A 17739-nucleotide genomic window follows, 5' to 3' on the forward strand; every position below is an offset into this window, starting at 1 on the left:
ATCATCCTTTCACCGCACCTGCAACCAGGCTATCCTGGATCTGATTGCTCAGCATAAAATAAATAACAATGGTAGGCAGGGTGGCTATGACCATGCCCGCTCCGATTAAGCCCCAATCAGTGGAATATTGGCCTGCAAAGGACATGATGCCTACGGGCAGGGTCCGGTACCGGTCGCTGTCCACAAAGGTATTGGCTAACATCAGCTCATTCCAGGTCCCTAAAAAGGTAAAAATAGAGGCAGTGGCAAGAGCAGGCTTGACAATGGGAAGTATGATGGCCGCAAAACACCGGAAAATCCCGCAGCCGTCAATGCAGGCAGCCTCCTCAATTTCCATTGGGATGCTTTTGTAAAATCCGATTAATATCATGATGCTCATGGGAAGCGCCCCGGCAATATAAGGAATCAAAAGCCCTAAATACCCGCCTTTTAAACCGGCTTTGTCAAGGACCTGAAACAGAGGCAGCAGGGCAGCCTGAGCCGGAATCATGATTCCCAATGCGAAAACTCCGAATACCAGGGATTTAAGCTTCCATTTCATCCTGGCTATGGCATAAGCAGCCATGGCAGACAAAAGTCCTGCAACAACCACTGTCGCCATGGAATAGAATACGGAATTTAAAAAATACCGGATCAGGTTTGTCTGGGTAAATGCGTTTCCATAATTTTCCCATCTCCAGACCAAGGGGAGCCCGATGGGGTTTTCTCCGAAAATCTCTCCATTGCTTTTTAAGGAAAAGGTAAAAAGCCAGTATAAGGGGAAAAGCTGAGTCAGTGCAATGAGGCACAGCAGCAAAAACTTTATCTTTTTTTTAATCTTCATAGGACCGCCTCCTCATTTATATGGCAGATGCATTTTCTTCCGCTTTTTTAAACAGCCTGCTCACAATAAAGGTAAACAGCAGGCATTCCACTACAATGAAAAATGCCTGTGCGCTTCCATACCCATATAAGCCTCTGCGGAATAAGTTATTGTACATCAGGGTTGCCGGCACTTCACTGGCATGGTTGGGTCCGCCCCCGGTCATGACATAGATGAGATCAAAGGCCCTCAAAGAACCGGTAATGGAGAATATGACACAGGTCTTGATAACAGGGGCCAGGAGGGGCAGGGTGATCTTTGTATTCACCTGCCACTTGCTGGCTCCGTCGATTTGAGCCGCCTCATAATAATCCTGTGAAATGGATTTGATCCCTGCATAAAAGATCAGCATATGATAGCCGATATATTGCCACACAGCAGGAACCAATGTGGAGAGAAATGCTGTTTTAGGATTGGAAAGCCAGGAATAATTGAAATCAGAAGCTCCCAATGCCCGGATCAAGTTATTCAAAAGTCCATATTCGCTGTTAAACATCTTCATCCACAGCTGACCGATTACCATGCTGGATATAACCACAGGCAAAAAGTAAACCGTGCGGAAGAACTTTTCTCCTTTTACCCCTCTTGCCAGAACCATTGCCAGTAAAAGGGAAATGGGCAGCTGAATGATTAAGGATGCGCTTACTAAAAGAAAGGAATTTAAAACGGCCTTCACAAAGTGGCGGTCCTCTGCAAACAGCCTGATATAATTCCCAAGCCCGATAAACTCCATTTTCCCCATGCCATCGTACTGGAAAAGGCTGTAGGCTCCGGAGATAAAAAGGGGGATGATGCTGAAGCTGATAAACAGGATGAGCGCAGGCAGCACAAAGCAGGCCACAAAGCTCTTTTTTCCCAACATGTTATTCATAATCAATCTCCTTTGGGCAAAAAACGGGTATCGCCTGTTTTTGTAAGCGATACCCCCTTGCTCTTACTTACTTATTAATAGCTGCTTCATGTTCCTTTATAAACTCACCGGTATCTGCTCCCGGTGCAAATAAGGTCTGCACCTGTTCATTATGGATGGTGGCAGGCTCCGCATCAAGAGAGGTATCCCATGCAAGGACTGAGGTCTTACCCTGGGAAAGAAGATCCTTGATCTGTACAAAGAGAGGATTTAAGCCGTTTTCATCCACCTCTGTTTTCCAGCCGCTGAAGCCTGTGCCTGTCTGGTACGCAGCCTCTCCCATCTTCTGGTTTATATAGATTGCAAATTTGGCCGCCTCATCCGGGTTTTTGGAGCTCTTATTCACCCAGAAGGATTCTACGAATCCGCCGCAATAATCGGTTTCATTTCCTTTGCCGGAAATCATGGGGATTTTCATTGCAACCACATCCTCCGGATTGATGGTAATGGCTTTATCCGTATAAATGCCGTTTGCAAACCAGCTTCCCATAAGCCTCATAGCGGCCTTTCCGGTTCCAAAAGCTGCATTGGCATCATCATTGCTCTGTTCCAGAGGATTGGCTCCAAATGCGCCCATCTCGTATAATTCCTGCACCTTATCGGCAGCTTCTGCATAACCCTCTCCTTCAAAGGGAGCCTGGCCGGAGAGCATCTTGTTGATTCCTTCTGCCCCTACGGTCCTTAATGCCAGCGCCTGATAAATGAATGCGGCATTCCAGCCATCCTTTGCGCCGGAAGCCAGAGGAGTCACTCCGTCAAGGGCTTTCAGCTTTTCAACTGCTGATACCAGTTTGTCATATGTATCGGGTAGCTCTGCTCCTGCCTGACCGAATAAAGCCTTATTGCAGTATAAGGTCATGTACCAGGAAAAGGAGGGAAGAGAATATGTCTTTCCATTGTATTCAAAAGCTGCCGTGGACCCCTCAAGCAATTTCCCCTTGATCTCATCCGTGATATAGGAATCCAGAGGAAGGAGTTTATCCGCATTGATCATCTTTCTTGCGGTTCCTGCCCCCCAGTAGTAGAACACATCGATCCCTTTTGCATCTCCAGCAAACTCTGCGGAAATCTTAGTCTTATAAGCTTCCGTATCCAGGGTCTGGGTGTTGATTTCTATGTTGGGGTTTTCCGCCAAGTAGGCGGAAACCGCCTCGTCATATTTTTTCTTCAATTCATTGGTATCATTGGACCACTGGTGCCATACATTTAATACGGTCTTTTCCGTCTTTCCGTCTGTTATACTGCCTGCTGCTGTGGGAGCGGCGCTGCCTTTGCCTGTGCAGCCGGTCATTCCTGCTGCCAGAGCCACCATAAGTGCAACGGCTGAAACTCTTTTCAATAACCTTTTCTTCATCTCAATCTCCTCCTGGGTTTTCTTTGTTTCCTGATGGTATCAGTATACCGAAACTCCCTTTGTTACTCAATTTAATATTTTGACCCAAAAGGTTAGAAATTTTACTACCTTTGCTTAAACTCCTTAATGGTCACTCCCACGTGCTTTTTAAAACAGATACCAAAGTAGTGGGAATCCCGGAACCCCACCTTTTCCGCTATTTCATAAACCTTTAAATCCGTGGTATTGAGGAGACGGATGCTCTCTTCGATTCTTTTTTTCAGTATATATTCAATCAGACTCTGACCCACCTCTTTTTTAAACACCCTGCTTAAATAGCTTTCATTGGAATAGACCTCCGAGGCAACGGTTTTAAGAGAGAGCGCGGGATCGCAGAAGTTTTCATCAATGTATTCCAGGGCTTCGTTTACCACCTTATTTCCCTGCTTTGTCTTTTTGCTGTTATGATAGCTGAGAATCATTCGGATGGATTCATCCAGAAACGGACGGCACTCCTCCACCGTCTGGATGGACTGTATGGATTCATACAACCGGTCTTCCCCGATGAGCTGTTCCAAGCTGACCCCATACTTATTAAGGGTGCTTCCCGCCTTTGACATGAGATCCATAACCGTAAGCCTTAAATACTCCACTTCCGTTACCCTTGAATTCCTGACCCCACTCACATAATCCTCGATCGCAGCGGACACCTTGTCGGAAATTCCATTGGTCAGGGAAAAAAGAAAATCCTCCCAGTCAAAAGCCAGCTTATCCGGATTTTTTTCCATGATGTGCATGTATTCTTCGTAAGTGATGATCCGGTTATCCCCTAACAGCACCGATGCGCTGAGAGCATGCTCCGACTGGGCAAAGGCCTCTGCAATTCCCTCATAGCCCTGATGGCTGCGGCTGATGCCAATGGTGGAATCAATGTGATTTTCCTCCAGCATCTGATGGATCTTCCAGGCGATTTCCCCGCCGTCATTTAAGCTTCCTGCCGTACAAAACAGAATGATATTTTTCATATAATGAAGAAAAGATATGGTTCCGTTAATGGAATTTTCGCCAAGGAGGTCCATCGCCCTTTTATGGAGCCCGGCCTGGGCTTCCCCCGGCCGTTCTTCCTTTAAGTGGATGTTAAGGCAGCAGCAACCTTCCAGCAGAGCCTCACAGCCATAGGCAAGGAGCTTTTTTGCCGCTTCCTCCTCACTGGTCCGCTTTTCTACCAGCCGTTGAAAGAAACTTTCCATTAATATGTCCTGGTCAGCGGAAACGCTCTGTTTTAACATCTCCACCTCATTCTTACGGTCCTTTTCCTTTATGATTTTTTCCCTGATCTTAAGAGTGATTTCTTTCAGCTCATTCATATCAATGGGCTTAAGAAGAAAATCCTCCACCCCCAGCTTCACCGCCCGCCTTGCGTATTCAAATTCCCGGTATCCTGTGATCATAATCACATGAATGCTCTCATCCAGAGCTGAAATACGTTCTGCCAGCTCCAAACCATCCATATGGGGCATACTGATATCGGTTAGAACCAGCTGCGGCTTTCTGTACTTGATAAATTCCAATGCTTCCATTCCTGAGGAAGCCTCCCCTATGACCGAAAATCCATGATCTTCCCATGGAAATCCTCTTTTAATCAGTACCCGTTCCAGTTTTTCATCATCAACAATCAGAACTTTGATCTCCATGCTCCAGCCCCTTTGCTCCCATACGCTTTACTCTTACTGCTATTTCCGTTCCATTTCCCATCTCGCTGTGAATAAGGACCGGCTGCTTGATCCCATGATAAAGGGTGATCCGCTGCATCAGGTTATAAAGGCCGAATCCCGACTTGCCGGTCACTGTCCGGCCATCCATAATTTCCTCGATCTTTTCTTCGCTCATGCCGACCCCGTCATCAGACACCAGAAAAATAATTTCATCCTCATCGGAAAAGGCTTTAATGGAAATGGTACCTTTTCCCTCCCTTGGCTTGATTCCATGGTGGACGGCGTTCTCCACCAAAGGCTGTAAAAGCAGTTTTAATATTCTGCATTCCTTTAACTCTTCTTCCACATCCACCTCTACCTTAATTTCATTGTCATACCGGATATTCAGAATGGTCAGATAGCTTTGAATGCAGCTGATCTCATCCTTTACCGTAATAAAATCCAATCCGCTGTTTAAGCTGTTCCTGTAAAAGCTGCCCAAAGCCTGGGTCATTTTAAAGCAATTATCATAATCCCCCATGAGAGCCAGCGCGGATACCGCATCAAGGGTGTTGTAAAGGAAATGAGGATTGATCTGAGCCTGAAGCAGATCAAGCTCCACCTTTGCAATGATCTGTTCTTCTTCCTTTACCTTTAAAATCAGATTCTTAATGGACCTTGCCATATGATTAAATACACGCTTTAAGTTATTGATTTCATTTTTCTGCCGGTCCACCTCCATTTCATCAAACTGCCCCTTTTCCACCAGCATCATATGCTTTTCCACTTTTAATAATGGGCGGAAGATAAAACGGGTGAGCATGACCGAGCAGACAAATACAAAAATTACATTAAGGCACATGATCAGCAGAATAACTGTGGAATAATAGGGCGCCATGGCCGTCATATTATCCATCTGAAAGGAGCCGGCCAGCTTCCAGTTTTCAATGCCGATATCCTGGGTGATCACCAGCCGGTTTTCACTGTTTTGCTGTTCCGGGTTTTGAGGTGCCACAATGTATTCATTCTCATCTCCCAGGATATAAAAGTGGCTGTCACTGGAATTACTGACCCCGTTAAAGTAATTGCGTATGGTTTCCTCATTGACCGTGACCAGCAGGATCGCCAATGGTTTATATGTATTTTCATCCCGTATTTCACGGATATAAGTAATGTAGGGAGTGTCTCCATAAAATTCAATGACCCCTTCGCTGCCCTTCATAAAAAAACCGTTTCCATTGTGCGCACTTAAGTTCCGGTACCACTCAGACTCCAGAGCCTTATCCCCGTGAATGCCTTTGGGTGTCTTTTTATAGGAGCTGTATACATTATGGTAGGAATCCATAATCAGCACGCTGGAGATATATTCTCCTGACAGGATCATATTGACCAGGCTCTGCTTGATAGTCCTCTGAATGGACGGATCAATGGCCCTGTTGTCAACATTTCTTAAAGCCTCCTGAACATTTCTATCAAAATAGATCAGGTTGGAGAACTGGGTCACATTATCAAAGATCAGGGATAAGTTTCCCTTCAGGGCGCTGACCGTCTGAGTGCCTGCATTAAGAATCTCTTTTTTCGTATAAGAGCTGTTAATGACGGATATGACGGAAAAGGTGATCACAAAGGATAATAATACGACTGTCAAATACATAATCAGGATTTTTGTCTTAATCCTCATATTCCTCCATGCATCCATCAAACCAGCCATAGCAGCCTCCCATTCAAACGTTTTTTACCCTTATTCTAGCGATTTTGCCGGGGAATGTCAAAAGAAAGTTGGGATTGCATTGATCTGCTCCCTGCTTAAAAGCTCAGTAGGAGAATTCTTATCACAGGTATCCTGATTCTCAATAATCAGGACGCTTCCTTCCTCATCCAGGGCATGGGTATGCCAGACTCCTTTCTTCACATTATAGAGCCGGTTTTTTACCATTCTCACACATTCCACCTCTCCCGGCCGGTCTCCTCTTCCGCCTGAAATCAGAACGCAGTTCCCTTCCAGCAATACAAACACCTCATCTGTCTCCAGATGTCTCTGCATGGAAACCAGGCGTTCTGCTCTCACATCATCACAATACCGCAGCACAGCCACTCTCCATGTTTCATAATCCACAAGAGGGGTATATCCCTCTTGGGAAATCTTAATGATATCAATCAATTCTCTATCCACTCTGTCCTCCTGAATGAAGCAGCCATTCCCCTGCCCCTGCACCGCCTGGCTTTGAATCCGGTCTGCTTATTCTGCATTCAAATCAACCGTAATGGTATGAAGCTCCTGACCCGGCAGCTTTAAAAGCTCTTCTCTCCCAATGCCCCAATCCCTGTTTAAGGGTTGGCAGGGAATCCCATTTAATGAGATACCGGTTATCCTATAGGTTTCCGGATCCAGACTCCGGGGATTTTTATAAATGACCTTCAAGCTTTTACCGGCAAATATCAGGGATGCCCATGCCTCATGCTGCCAGTCAAACTGCTCTTTTAAAAGCTGGGGTTTAAAAACCAGATCCCCATATTGCCCTCTGATTCCAAACATTTCAGTGATAACCGTAACAAGATACCAGCTGGCGGCTCCTGTCAGATAGTGGTACACCCCTCTTCCCCTGGCATCCACGTATTCGGGAATTCCCGGGTATACCCTGCTCTTTTCGGAATTGCTGCAATGATCAAATAATGACATGAGGGCATGATATCCTTCCCTGGAAGCATTCCGCCTGTACAGGGCATTTCCGTACATCGTCGCCATATGGGAAAAAACTGCTCCATTTTCCTTATGTCCGTAAGCAAAACCAAACATCCTGCCTAAATCCATTTTCACCTCATGGAAATCCGTATTTAACCGGTATCCCCCGATGTCCTCTTTGTATAGATGAGCATGGGAAGCCTTCACGACCTCCCCCACCTGCCGGTCCGTTGCAACTCCTGACATAAGGGAAAAGACCTGACTGGTGAGCATCATCCGCACCTCTGCTGCCCCTTCTCCCTCTACTTTGTTTCCGGAATTGTCGTAGTATCCGTTATACCAGCCATACCCATTCCTGGAAGAAATCCATTCCGTTTCTCTTACATGATCAAATATCCAGGAAGCCTTTGCCCGCAGATCTGCCTGCAATTCCTCTCCATTTATGACTGCTTTTTTTCCTGAAATGCGGTGGGAACAGCTTCTGCAGTAATGAGCCAGTATTTCCTGTTTCTTACCAATATCATCGTAAACAGCCCTGTCCTCTGTTAACAGCTGCCTTATCTCCTGGGCAACTTCCAATTCCTCCGTTCCCTGGGCTTTCAGCTCTTCCAGAAAATCAGCCAGCCCCTTTAAGTTATACCCATACATACAGGTAAATGCCACACTCTCCCCTCGCTGGGAAGCCAGGTCCAGGGCATCATTCCAGTCCGCCCCCCTGATCCTGATGTGGTTGTGCTCTCCCACATCATAAAAGGATGTGAGGTTCTGAACCAGAAGATGCTCAAGGATTGTTCCTGAATAAATTTGACCCTCGCCATCCCGCTGCCGCTCCCCGTCTTCTGCCTTCCATTTAAGATCCTTTTCCTCCCCGCGGCAAACCTGAACATCCTTAAAGTAGCTGTTGTTTTCCAGGAGGATCCCAAGATCTCCGGTCTGATGGACATATAATTCCGTGGTTAAAAAGGGCCATACCCCGTGATCCATCCAAACCCTTGCAATGTTGTTTCTATCCGCAATAAATTCTCCCTGTCCACTTCCGATAATCGTGGCATTGGTCCCATCCATACGCACCCCGCCGAAATTGTCAATTAACATCTGACGGACCCCTGACGAATCCATCATCAGCAATGCCAGACAGTCCTGCCACAAATCTCTCCACCCCCGACCTCCTTTTCCATAATCATGATGAGGCAGAAAGGAACAGCCGTAAATTCTCCGCAGCATGGGCTGAAAGCTTACCCACCGCATCCAAAGGTCAAAGACATGGTTTCCTGTGTTCAGTCTCACATTGACCTTGTTATTCCAGTAATCTGCGGTCTGTTCCCAGCACCTGTCAAACGCCCTTTCATTAAGAAACTGCTCACAGCTTTGTATCAGCTCTTCTTCCGTATTTCCATATCCCATTGCCACAAAATACGTTACCTTTTCCTTCGGCCCTATCCTGCATTCCTGAAAGCAAAGCCCTCCAAGAGCTTCATAGCCGCCTGTCTCAAAATCCACACCCTGAGGCTTCAGCGGGTTTTCATATAAGGCTTTTGGATTTTCAAGATTTCCGCCTTCCCCTATAAAATCCTCTAAAACCGGGTAATATCCCACAGGACGCTGGAATTCATTCCCTCCAAATACGCCGTAAGACCGGTGGTTTCTCTTATGACCCCGTTCGTCAAAGGTCATGGCAGGAGTCACAATGACTCCGGAAGGTGTTGTTTTAATTCTGTGGAGAAGAGCCGTCACATGCCGGTGGTCCCTGATATTATCCGCAGAACGGGCATAGAGAGGGATGGCTGTGACTATCTGAATACTTTTATATTCGCCGGAAATATTTTCAATCTGGATCTTCATCAGCTCGGCCTTTTCTCCGGTGGCCGGAACAAGGCTGCTGATAGTCCCTTTTAGGCCCAGCTGTTTTAAAGTTCTGGTCAGCTTATGATGCATGAAGCCCGCTTCCACAGCCGCTGATTCCTTATGATCGGAAAACAGCTGAGCCTGCTGCCAGGATGAACGGCCGGTCAGGGACCATAACCCCCTGCCGTCAACCCTGCACCATACATTTCTGGAGGATTTGTCGTTATGTAGATTTTCACAGCTGACAGGAGGCATTAAAAAGGAATTCTGATCCATCTTGCTGTCCCCTCCCAGGTCAGGAGATACGCAGCTCATTACCCCGGACTCATTTGCCAGGGGAAAATATAAATAACTGGTCAGGTCCGGATTTTCCATATAAAAATCGCCCTGGTTTCCCTTAAACTCATATTTCATCCCAATTTCCCATCCTTTCAAGCGGGTAGTTTTCTTAAAGTATATCCCAAGCGGATGGATTACTGAATTTAATTATTTTGCTGAAAAGGTGATTTTTTTTACTTTATCAGATTCCTTTCGGTAAAAACTCCGCTCTCCTGCGTTGCTTTTCTTCCTGAGATTGATTATAATGAATTTAATTTTGAAAGGAGAACCCCATGCTGCCAGACTACCATTTTCATACGGATTTTTCAGGAGACTCCCAAACTCCCATGCGTGCCCAGCTAGAGCGGGCCTTAAGCCTTGGAATGACATCCCTCTGCGTTACGGACCACCATGATTATGACGTGGATTCTGTCATTGATTTTACCCTTCAGACGGATCAGTATTTTGAGGCAATGTCTGCCTTAAGAGACGAATATAAGGACCGGATCGATCTTCGCATAGGGATTGAGCTGGGACTTCAGACTCATTTAAAGGAATATTACAGGGAATTGTTATCAGCCTATCCCTTTGATTTTGTTATCGGCTCCACTCATTTCATTAATAGAAAGGATCCTGCTTATCCTGAATTTTTTGAAGGAAGAGAGGAACAGGAGGCATATCTTCAATATTTCCAGGCCACACTGGATAATGTGAAAAATATTGACAACTATGATGTGGCAGGCCACATTGACTACATTGTCCGTTATGGCCCCAATAAGGCTCTTTACTACAGCTACGAAGCCTACCGGGATATTCTTGACGGCATTTTAAGGGCCATTATAGAACGGGGTAAGGGAATTGAATGCAACACAGCCGGACTCCGGAAAGGGATCGGACAGCCAAACCCCTGTGACAGAATATTAATGCGGTATAAGGAATTAGGCGGGGAGATCATAACCATAGGCTCCGATGCCCACATACCGGAAGATTTAGGCGCGGACTTTCATACAGCCAGGGAGCTTTTAAAGCAATGCGGATTTTCCTATTATACTGAATTTCGCGGACGCAATCCGGAATTCAAGCCAATATAAACGAATGAGAGAAACCATGCTCAGAATTGGAGGATTGCAATGAATGTATTTGATATTATCGGCCCTGTCATGATCGGGCCTTCCAGCTCCCATACGGCAGGCGCCGCCCGTATCGGCAAAACGGCCGCCCTGCTCTTAGGTGCTCCTGTGGCAAAGGCAGATATCCTGTTTCACGGCTCCTTTGCAAAAACTTATAAAGGGCACGGCACAGACAAAGCCATGGTAGGGGGGATCTTAAAACTGGACCCCTGGGACCCGGGAATCCGTACAAGCCTTGAGACGGCAGAAGAACAGGGAATATCCATCACATTCCGCACCGGCACCATTGAAAATGCCCATCCAAACACGGCGCTTGTCACCTTAACCTCGGCTGATGGCAGCAGCATTTCCGTCCAGGGAGCATCCGTTGGAGGCGGAAACATCGTTATAACCAAGGTAAATGACATGGAGGTTTATTTTACCGGGCAGAACACCACCCTGATTGTCATGCACCAGGATGTTCCCGGTATCATTGCCCATGTCACAAACCTGGTGGCCTTAGGCAATGCCAATATCTGCAATTTCCGTTTAAACAGACAGGAAAAACGTGGACTTGCCATCATGACCATTGAGATGGATTCTGATTTTGACCAGTCCCTTGTCTCCCAGATCCAAACCATCCCTCATGTATATAACACAATTTTGTTAAAACTAAACTGACACGGTCCCTTGAAGCAGAAATGGGATACCGTGTCAGAAGCATACTCAACAGGAGGAATCTATGCAATTAAAATATAATTCCGTGGAAGAGCTTGTGGCAGCCGCTTCATCTTCCAATAAAAAAATATCGGAAATCGTGCTGGCACAGCAGGCCGAGGATATGGAAACCACCGAAGAGACCGTATACTCCACCATGGAAAACAGCTTTGAAGTTATGAGACAATCGGTATCAGACGGCATGGATGAAACCCTCCGCTCTCCAAGCGGGCTTTCCGGAGGCGCTGCCGCCAGACTAAAAAAGGCGGTGGACGAAGGAAAGAACCATTACGGTCATCTTCTGGGCAATGCCATCAGCATGGCTCTGGCCGTGACGGAATATAATTCCTGCATGGGTCAGATCGTGGCTGCTCCTACGGCAGGCTCCTGCGGAGTCATTCCGGCAGCCCTTATTTCCGTGATGGAGGAATTTGATCTTCCAAAACACGACATCATCATGTCCCTGTTCACCTCATCAGCCATTGGCATGGTCATTGCCAAATGCGCCAGCATTGCCGGTGCAGAAGGCGGCTGTCAGGCAGAGGTAGGCTCTGCATCCGCCATGGCGGCGGCTGCCCTTACGGAAATCTTCGGCGGCACTCCCCAGATGGTCTCTGACAGCTGCGCCATTGCCCTTAAAAATACCATGGGCCTGGTGTGTGATCCGGTGGCAGGCCTGGTGGAGGTTCCCTGCATTAAGCGCAACGCCATGGGTGTTGCCAATGCCTTTACCGCCTCAGAGCTTGCCTGTGCCGGGATCACAAGTGCCATCCCAGCAGACGAGGTGATCCTGGCCATGAAACAGGTGGGAAACATGATGTCCTCCTCCTTAAAAGAAACCTCTGAAGGCGGCCTTGCCGCCACCCCTACAGGGTGCCGTCTTCGCAAGCAGATTTTTGGCTCGGATTCCCCTTCATCATGAAGCCGTCCCCTTGCCGTTTGTTCTGATCTTTGAGACAACATAAGCGTAAAATTCATCTTTTTCTTCTTTTAAAACCCGGTTTGTCAACACAAAACCATGAGTGGAATCGGAAAAGATCAGGATCATGCCGGGTTTCCGGGCAACTCTCCTGATTTTTTCCCACCTGGTTTCCGAACAGTTCTCTCCCAGCTTCACATAAATCCCCTTATCGTCAAAGCGCACCAAGGTATCCTGTCTGATGGCAGCAGCCTGGTTCCTCGCCTTCCAATAAGCTAAAACAGGCTGAATCAACGGAAACAGGCAGCAGCCCAGGATTACACAGATCTTGAAAAAAAGGCCGGATGAATTCCATCTGGCCACTCCAAGAGCAAAAACTGCCGCTGTAAAAATGATATTGCACACACCAACCATGGAACCATAAATATAGTACATGGATAACTGCCAGATATCTGACGCCGTATTCCTGTAAGTATATTGGTATTTCATTTCTTTCTTCCTTTCCTGAGTCAAGCGGATGTCCGCAATCCGCTTTGCTGCTTGATTCGGTTAAAGTATACCCCAAGTGTATTTCATTATGAAAAAATAGAATCAGGCATTAATAAAAGAAATGCCTGATTCCATAGCCTTCTTATGGGTTCATGTTACCATTGCCCGCCGGGGCGCTGCAGGATCATCATTTTACCAACAGGGAAGGCAGCCCTAAGCTGATGGCCGGAACAAAGGTGATCAGCAAGAGCGTGATAATCATACAAACATAAAAGGGAAGTGTCGCCTTAACAACTTTTTCCATTGGGAGCTTGGCCACCGCAGAACCGATAAACAACACGGCCCCTACCGGAGGAGTCAGAAGACCGATGCCGCAGTTCAACACCACGATAATACCGAACTGGACCGGATCAATGCCAATGGAGGTTGCAATAGGAAGCAAAATAGGCGTTGCAATAAGGATGATGGGTGACATATCCATGATACATCCCAATATCAGGAGGATCAGATTCAAAAGCAATGCCAGCAGAATCGGATTGTCTGTTATTCCGGTAATGGCACTTGCCGCCAGATCCGGAACATGGAGTGTGGTCAGGCAATATCCAAATACATTGGAGGTGGCAATCAGGATTAGAACAATGGCAAGGGTGTTGACACAATCCTCCATAACCTTCCATACGCCTTTCCAGTCCAGACCTTTGTAAATGAACACACTGACGATCAGGCTATAGATAACTGCAATAGCAGCAGATTCCGTTGCCGTAAACACGCCTCCTACCACACCGAACACAACGATCAGCACGGCTGCCAGGGCCCAGAAGGATACTCCAAGCTGTTTCACAAGATTCTTGATACTGAATTTATCTCCCTTTGGATAGTTTCTCTTTACAGAGATAATATAAGAACCTATCATGAGAGACAGTGCAAGAATGGCTCCGGGAATATAACCTGCAAGGAACAGGCTTCCAACGGAGATTCCGCCTGCCGTAGTCGCATAGATGACCATGTTGTGGCTGGGAGGTACCAGAAGTCCCTCACAGGAGGAGGTAATGGTCACAGCTGTTGAAAAGTCATCATCATAGCCCTGATCCACCATCATAGGGATGAGAATGGAGCCTAAGGAAGCCGTATCAGCAGCGGCGGAACCGGAAATTCCTCCAAAGAAATAGGAAGCAACGATATTAACCATGGCCATTCCGCCCCGCATCCATCCCACACAGGCATTGGCCAAAGCAATGAGTTTCTCGGAAATGCCGCCGGATCCCATTAAAACTCCCATGGTAATAAAGAACGGTACCGCCATGAGACTGAAGGAACTGATTCCTTTCACCATCTGCTGACAGATGATCGTGAAGGATTTTCCCTGGGAAAGCAGACAGAACACTGCAGAAAGAGCTACTGCATAAGCAATTGGAAAACGCAGGAGTACCATCAGAAAGAAGCTACCCAATAAAATAAGAATTACTATATTGCCGCTCATTACAGATTTCCCTCCTTTACATAGATACTTTTTATGTGATTATATAAGGCCTCTGATTCAAAAATGATCATAGCAGCACCTGCCAGCGGAACCGGGAAATACATCCAGAACCTGGACAGCCACGGCATGCTGGTATAAAATCCCTTGGCTCCTATACCGGCAGCATACTTCCAGCCTACAGTAAGCATGATGACCGCCAAAGCAAAGACCGCTACATCAGCCAGGATATCCAGGGCTTTTAGCAGGTTCTTCGGCAGATAAGAATCCAAAGCAGTCATACGGATATGAGAACCATTCCTGATCGCAAGGGCTGCGGAAAGAACCGCCATATAAGCCATACAGGTCAGAACGACCTCCTCACTCCAGGCAGGATCGGGAATAAAGGAAATGTACCGGCCCGCAACCGACATACTGGTGATCAGAACATCGCCGATCAAAAGCAGCTTACATATAAGCAGAACAACTTTATAAGTCATGTCATAAGCAGGCTTTATTTTGTCAATCTTTTTAAATATTTCTGGCATAAAGATCCCCTTTCTAATGATCAGGGCACAGAAGGCTAAGGCTTCTGTGCCCTTCTTTTGAAACTGATTATTTCATATCAAGGATCTGCTGATATAGCTCTGCGTTTTCCTTTGTATTTTCAGTAATTACATCCTTGCAGGCCTCCTGCCATGGTGTGATGTCGGTAACGTCTACCACATTGACACCTGCAGCTTTCAGCTCATCCAATACTTTATTCTCTTCATCCTGGGAAAGCTTTTTATTAAAGTCAGATGCATACTGAGCCGCCTCGATCATAGCTTTCTGCTGGTTCCCGGTCAGCTTGTCCCAGGATTCATCAGCAATGATAACCTGAATGGCACCAAGAGTATGTCCATCCAGAATCAGATTAGGAGCAACCTCCTGGAATGCATTGCCTTTATAGTTTGCGATGGGCTGCTCTGCAATATCAACAACACCGGTCTGAAGAGCAGAATAAAGCTCGTTCATGCTGACTACTGTGGGGTTGGCACCCAAAGCACTTACCATACCTGTCATAACCGGGTCACTGGAAACACGGATCTTCTTTCCCTTTAAATCTTCCATGCTGCTTACCGGATCCTTTGAGAAGAAATGACGGAAGCCTTCCTCTCCATAGAACAGACCTCTTACTCCTAATCCAAGATCATGGGGCTCCATTAAGAATTCGGGAGCCAGATCACTGTTTACGAATTTCCAGTAATGATCTCTTCCTGCAAACGTATAAGGAATAGACAGCAGTTTGGATTTGGTTGCACCGTAGCTGGTCAAAGCAAATGCGGAGATTCTGGACATGTCAATGGTTCCGCCGCCGCCAAGCATGGTATCAAGAACGTCATTCTCTGCTCCTAAAACACCACTGGCTTGCAAGTCTATCTTAATCGATCCACCAGATAATTCCTCTACCTTATCCTTAAACGCCTGATCGGTCTTTCCTACAATGGTATCCAGGGGATTAACCTCGGCATACACCAATGTTACTTCAGGATCTGCAGAAGCAGCATCCTTGGACTCTTCCCCTTTTGTAGTTTCCCCAGAAGCTGCCGTTGTGGCCGCTTCAGTTGTGGCTGCATTTTTATTGGAACCGCCGCAAGCCGAAAGAGATGCGGCTGTCAGTGCAGCCAACATTAAAACACTAATTGCTCTTTTTTTCATGTTATGAACCCTCCTTTTTTTCAATCTTAACATGGAAAAAAAGGAAGTACTACCGTAAATTTTTAAGAATCCTAGTATTTTTTTAACATCTTCTTAACATAATTCGCCCAAATCTTTACAAAAAATTAATGCACATGTGTTTTAGTTGGCTAGGCAGAGCAATTCTCTATTGAGAAATATTTTAATATATAAGAATGCAGCTTCCACTAATATGAAAAAAGAACACCACCCATGACCGTCCTCAGGCCATGAGCGATGCTCCTCTTCTGCTGCTCTTTCACATCTTATTCTTCAAGTCTTTTCTTATAAATCTTTATAACCTTTTTCATTGCTTCCTGACCAGGTGCTCCGATGGTCATTCTTTTTTCCACACAGGTTTTTAAGCTGATGGCCTCATATATATCTTCCTCAAACACAGGACTGATGGCCTGATATTCTTCCAGGCTCATATCATCCAGGGCGATCCCCTTTTCAATGCAGAAGAGCACCAGCTGCCCAACAATTCCATGGGCATCCCGGAAGGCCACCCCATGATTTACCAGATAATCGGCGGCATCCGTTGCATTGGTAAAGCCGTTTTTGGCACTGGCCTCCATCACATCCTTTCGGAAGGCCATGGTGGAAATCATTCCCGTAAACAGGGCAAGGCATCCCTTTACCGTATCAATGGCATCAAAAGTCAGCTCCTTATCCTCCTGCATGTCCTTATTATAGGCAAGGGGGATCCCCTTCATGGTTGTCAGAATGGAAACCAGCGCTCCATAGACCCTGCCGGCCTTGCCCCTGATCAGCTCCGCAATGTCCGGATTCTTTTTCTGAGGCATAATGCTGCTTCCGGTGCTGTAGGAATCATCGATTTCCACAAAGCGGTATTCGTTGGTATTCCAGATGATGATTTCTTCGCAGAATCTGCTTAAATGCATGGCAATGGTTGACAAAGCACTTAAAAGCTCGATCAAGTAATCCCTGTCGGCCACGGAATCCATACTGTTAAGGGTTGGACCGTCAAATCCCAGAAGCTCCGCCGTATATTCCCTGTCCAGGGGATAGGTGGTTCCTGCCAAAGCGCCGGAGCCAAGAGGACAGTAATTCATCCTTTTTTTGATGTCAGAAAGACGGGAACGGTCCCTGTCAAACATTTCATAATAAGCGCCGATGTGGTGGGCCAGGGTGATTGGCTGGGCTTTCTGCAAATGGGTGAATCCAGGCATATAAGTGTCCAGATTTTCCTCCATGAGCTTTAAAAGCTCCTTAAGAAGTCCTTTCACCAGGGAAGAAAGCTCGTCGATCTCATCTCTGGTATACAGCTTCATATCAAGAGCCACCTGGTCATTGCGGCTCCGTCCGGTATGAAGGCGCTTTCCGGCCTCCCCGATCCGTTCTGTTAATACTGCTTCCACAAAGGAATGGATATCTTCATGCTCCGCAGTTATCACCAGATCTCCCTTTTCCAAATCCTCCCGGATCTCCACAAGACCGTTTACGATCTTATCCCTGTCTTCTGCCGTGAGAATTCCCTGTTTTGCCAGCATCCTCACATGAGCGATGCTGCCTTCAATATCCTGATGATAGAATTTTTGGTCAAATGATATGGATGCATTAAAGTTGTGAACCAGCTGATTGGTTTCTTTTGTGAAGCGTCCGCCCCATAGTTTCATAATTAAAATCTCCTCTTTCCTTTATTCTGGCGAAGGCGGCGGGCC

The 17739-nt window shown here is 46.5% G+C and carries 15 protein-coding genes; 3 read left to right on the forward strand and 12 right to left on the reverse strand.

The annotated features are described in order from the left end of the window. Position 1 precedes the first annotated feature (1 nt). The 7 genes from K401_RS0103470 to K401_RS0103500 form a co-directional block, all read right to left on the reverse strand. Positions 2-823: a carbohydrate ABC transporter permease gene (locus K401_RS0103470; RefSeq protein WP_024291667.1), complete on the reverse strand. Its 822-nt coding sequence runs from the start codon at positions 821-823 to the stop codon at positions 2-4. A gap of 16 nt (positions 824-839) precedes the next feature. Then, entirely contained in the window at positions 840-1733 is an 894-nt protein-coding gene (locus K401_RS0103475) for a carbohydrate ABC transporter permease (RefSeq protein ID WP_024291668.1), read from the reverse strand. A gap of 67 nt (positions 1734-1800) precedes the next feature. Continuing rightward, the gene (locus K401_RS0103480; RefSeq protein ID WP_024291669.1) at positions 1801-3126 is read right to left on the reverse strand and encodes an ABC transporter substrate-binding protein; all 1326 of its coding nucleotides are present in this window, start codon (positions 3124-3126) and stop codon (positions 1801-1803) included. A gap of 104 nt (positions 3127-3230) precedes the next feature. Then, the gene (locus K401_RS0103485) at positions 3231-4799 is read right to left on the reverse strand and encodes a response regulator (RefSeq protein WP_024291670.1); all 1569 of its coding nucleotides are present in this window, start codon (positions 4797-4799) and stop codon (positions 3231-3233) included. Next, positions 4774-6510, reverse strand: a complete 1737-nt coding sequence (locus tag K401_RS0103490; RefSeq protein ID WP_024291671.1) for a cache domain-containing sensor histidine kinase — start codon at positions 6508-6510, stop codon at positions 4774-4776. The genes K401_RS0103485 and K401_RS0103490 overlap by 26 nt, the downstream gene beginning before the upstream one ends. Before the next feature lie 57 nt (positions 6511-6567). Continuing rightward, positions 6568-6972 (reverse strand): hypothetical protein, encoded by a 405-nt coding sequence (locus K401_RS0103495; protein WP_024291672.1) that lies wholly within the window; start codon positions 6970-6972, stop codon positions 6568-6570. 66 nt (positions 6973-7038) lie between these two features. After that, positions 7039-9741: a GH36-type glycosyl hydrolase domain-containing protein gene (locus tag K401_RS0103500; RefSeq protein WP_024291673.1), complete on the reverse strand. Its 2703-nt coding sequence runs from the start codon at positions 9739-9741 to the stop codon at positions 7039-7041. A gap of 197 nt (positions 9742-9938) precedes the next feature. Between K401_RS0103500 and K401_RS0103505 the strand changes: the two genes are divergently transcribed. The 3 genes from K401_RS0103505 to sdaAA all read left to right on the forward strand — a co-directional run bounded on the left by K401_RS0103505 (position 9939) and on the right by sdaAA (position 12393). Next, a complete protein-coding gene (locus K401_RS0103505; protein ID WP_024291674.1) occupies positions 9939-10736 on the forward strand; it encodes a histidinol-phosphatase HisJ family protein in 798 nt (265 codons plus the stop codon). Between the two features lie 39 nt (positions 10737-10775). Beyond that, positions 10776-11435, forward strand: a complete 660-nt coding sequence (gene sdaAB, locus K401_RS0103510; protein ID WP_024291675.1) for an L-serine ammonia-lyase, iron-sulfur-dependent subunit beta — start codon at positions 10776-10778, stop codon at positions 11433-11435. Positions 11436-11496: 61 nt separating this feature from the next. Further along, entirely contained in the window at positions 11497-12393 is an 897-nt protein-coding gene (gene sdaAA / locus K401_RS0103515) for an L-serine ammonia-lyase, iron-sulfur-dependent, subunit alpha (protein WP_024291676.1), read from the forward strand. Here sdaAA and K401_RS0103520 read toward each other — a convergent pair. From K401_RS0103520 to argH, 5 genes are all read right to left on the reverse strand, one after another. Continuing rightward, entirely contained in the window at positions 12388-12879 is a 492-nt protein-coding gene (locus K401_RS0103520; RefSeq protein ID WP_024291677.1) for a YcxB family protein, read from the reverse strand. The two genes, sdaAA and K401_RS0103520, sit on opposite strands and share 6 nt — an antisense overlap. Before the next feature lie 187 nt (positions 12880-13066). Continuing rightward, positions 13067-14359: a TRAP transporter large permease gene (locus tag K401_RS0103525; protein ID WP_024291678.1), complete on the reverse strand. Its 1293-nt coding sequence runs from the start codon at positions 14357-14359 to the stop codon at positions 13067-13069. Further along, positions 14359-14883: a TRAP transporter small permease gene (locus K401_RS0103530; protein WP_024291679.1), complete on the reverse strand. Its 525-nt coding sequence runs from the start codon at positions 14881-14883 to the stop codon at positions 14359-14361. The genes K401_RS0103525 and K401_RS0103530 overlap by 1 nt, the downstream gene beginning before the upstream one ends. Before the next feature lie 67 nt (positions 14884-14950). Further along, on the reverse strand, positions 14951-16036 hold the full coding sequence (locus K401_RS0103535) for a TRAP transporter substrate-binding protein (protein ID WP_024291680.1): 1086 nt from the start codon (positions 16034-16036) through the stop codon (positions 14951-14953). Between the two features lie 284 nt (positions 16037-16320). Next, positions 16321-17694: an argininosuccinate lyase gene (argH, locus tag K401_RS0103540; protein WP_024291681.1), complete on the reverse strand. Its 1374-nt coding sequence runs from the start codon at positions 17692-17694 to the stop codon at positions 16321-16323. Between the last annotated feature and the right edge of the window lie 45 nt (positions 17695-17739).

The organism is Lacrimispora indolis DSM 755, from assembly GCF_000526995.1.
GTDB classification, from domain to species: domain Bacteria; phylum Bacillota; class Clostridia; order Lachnospirales; family Lachnospiraceae; genus Lacrimispora; species Lacrimispora indolis.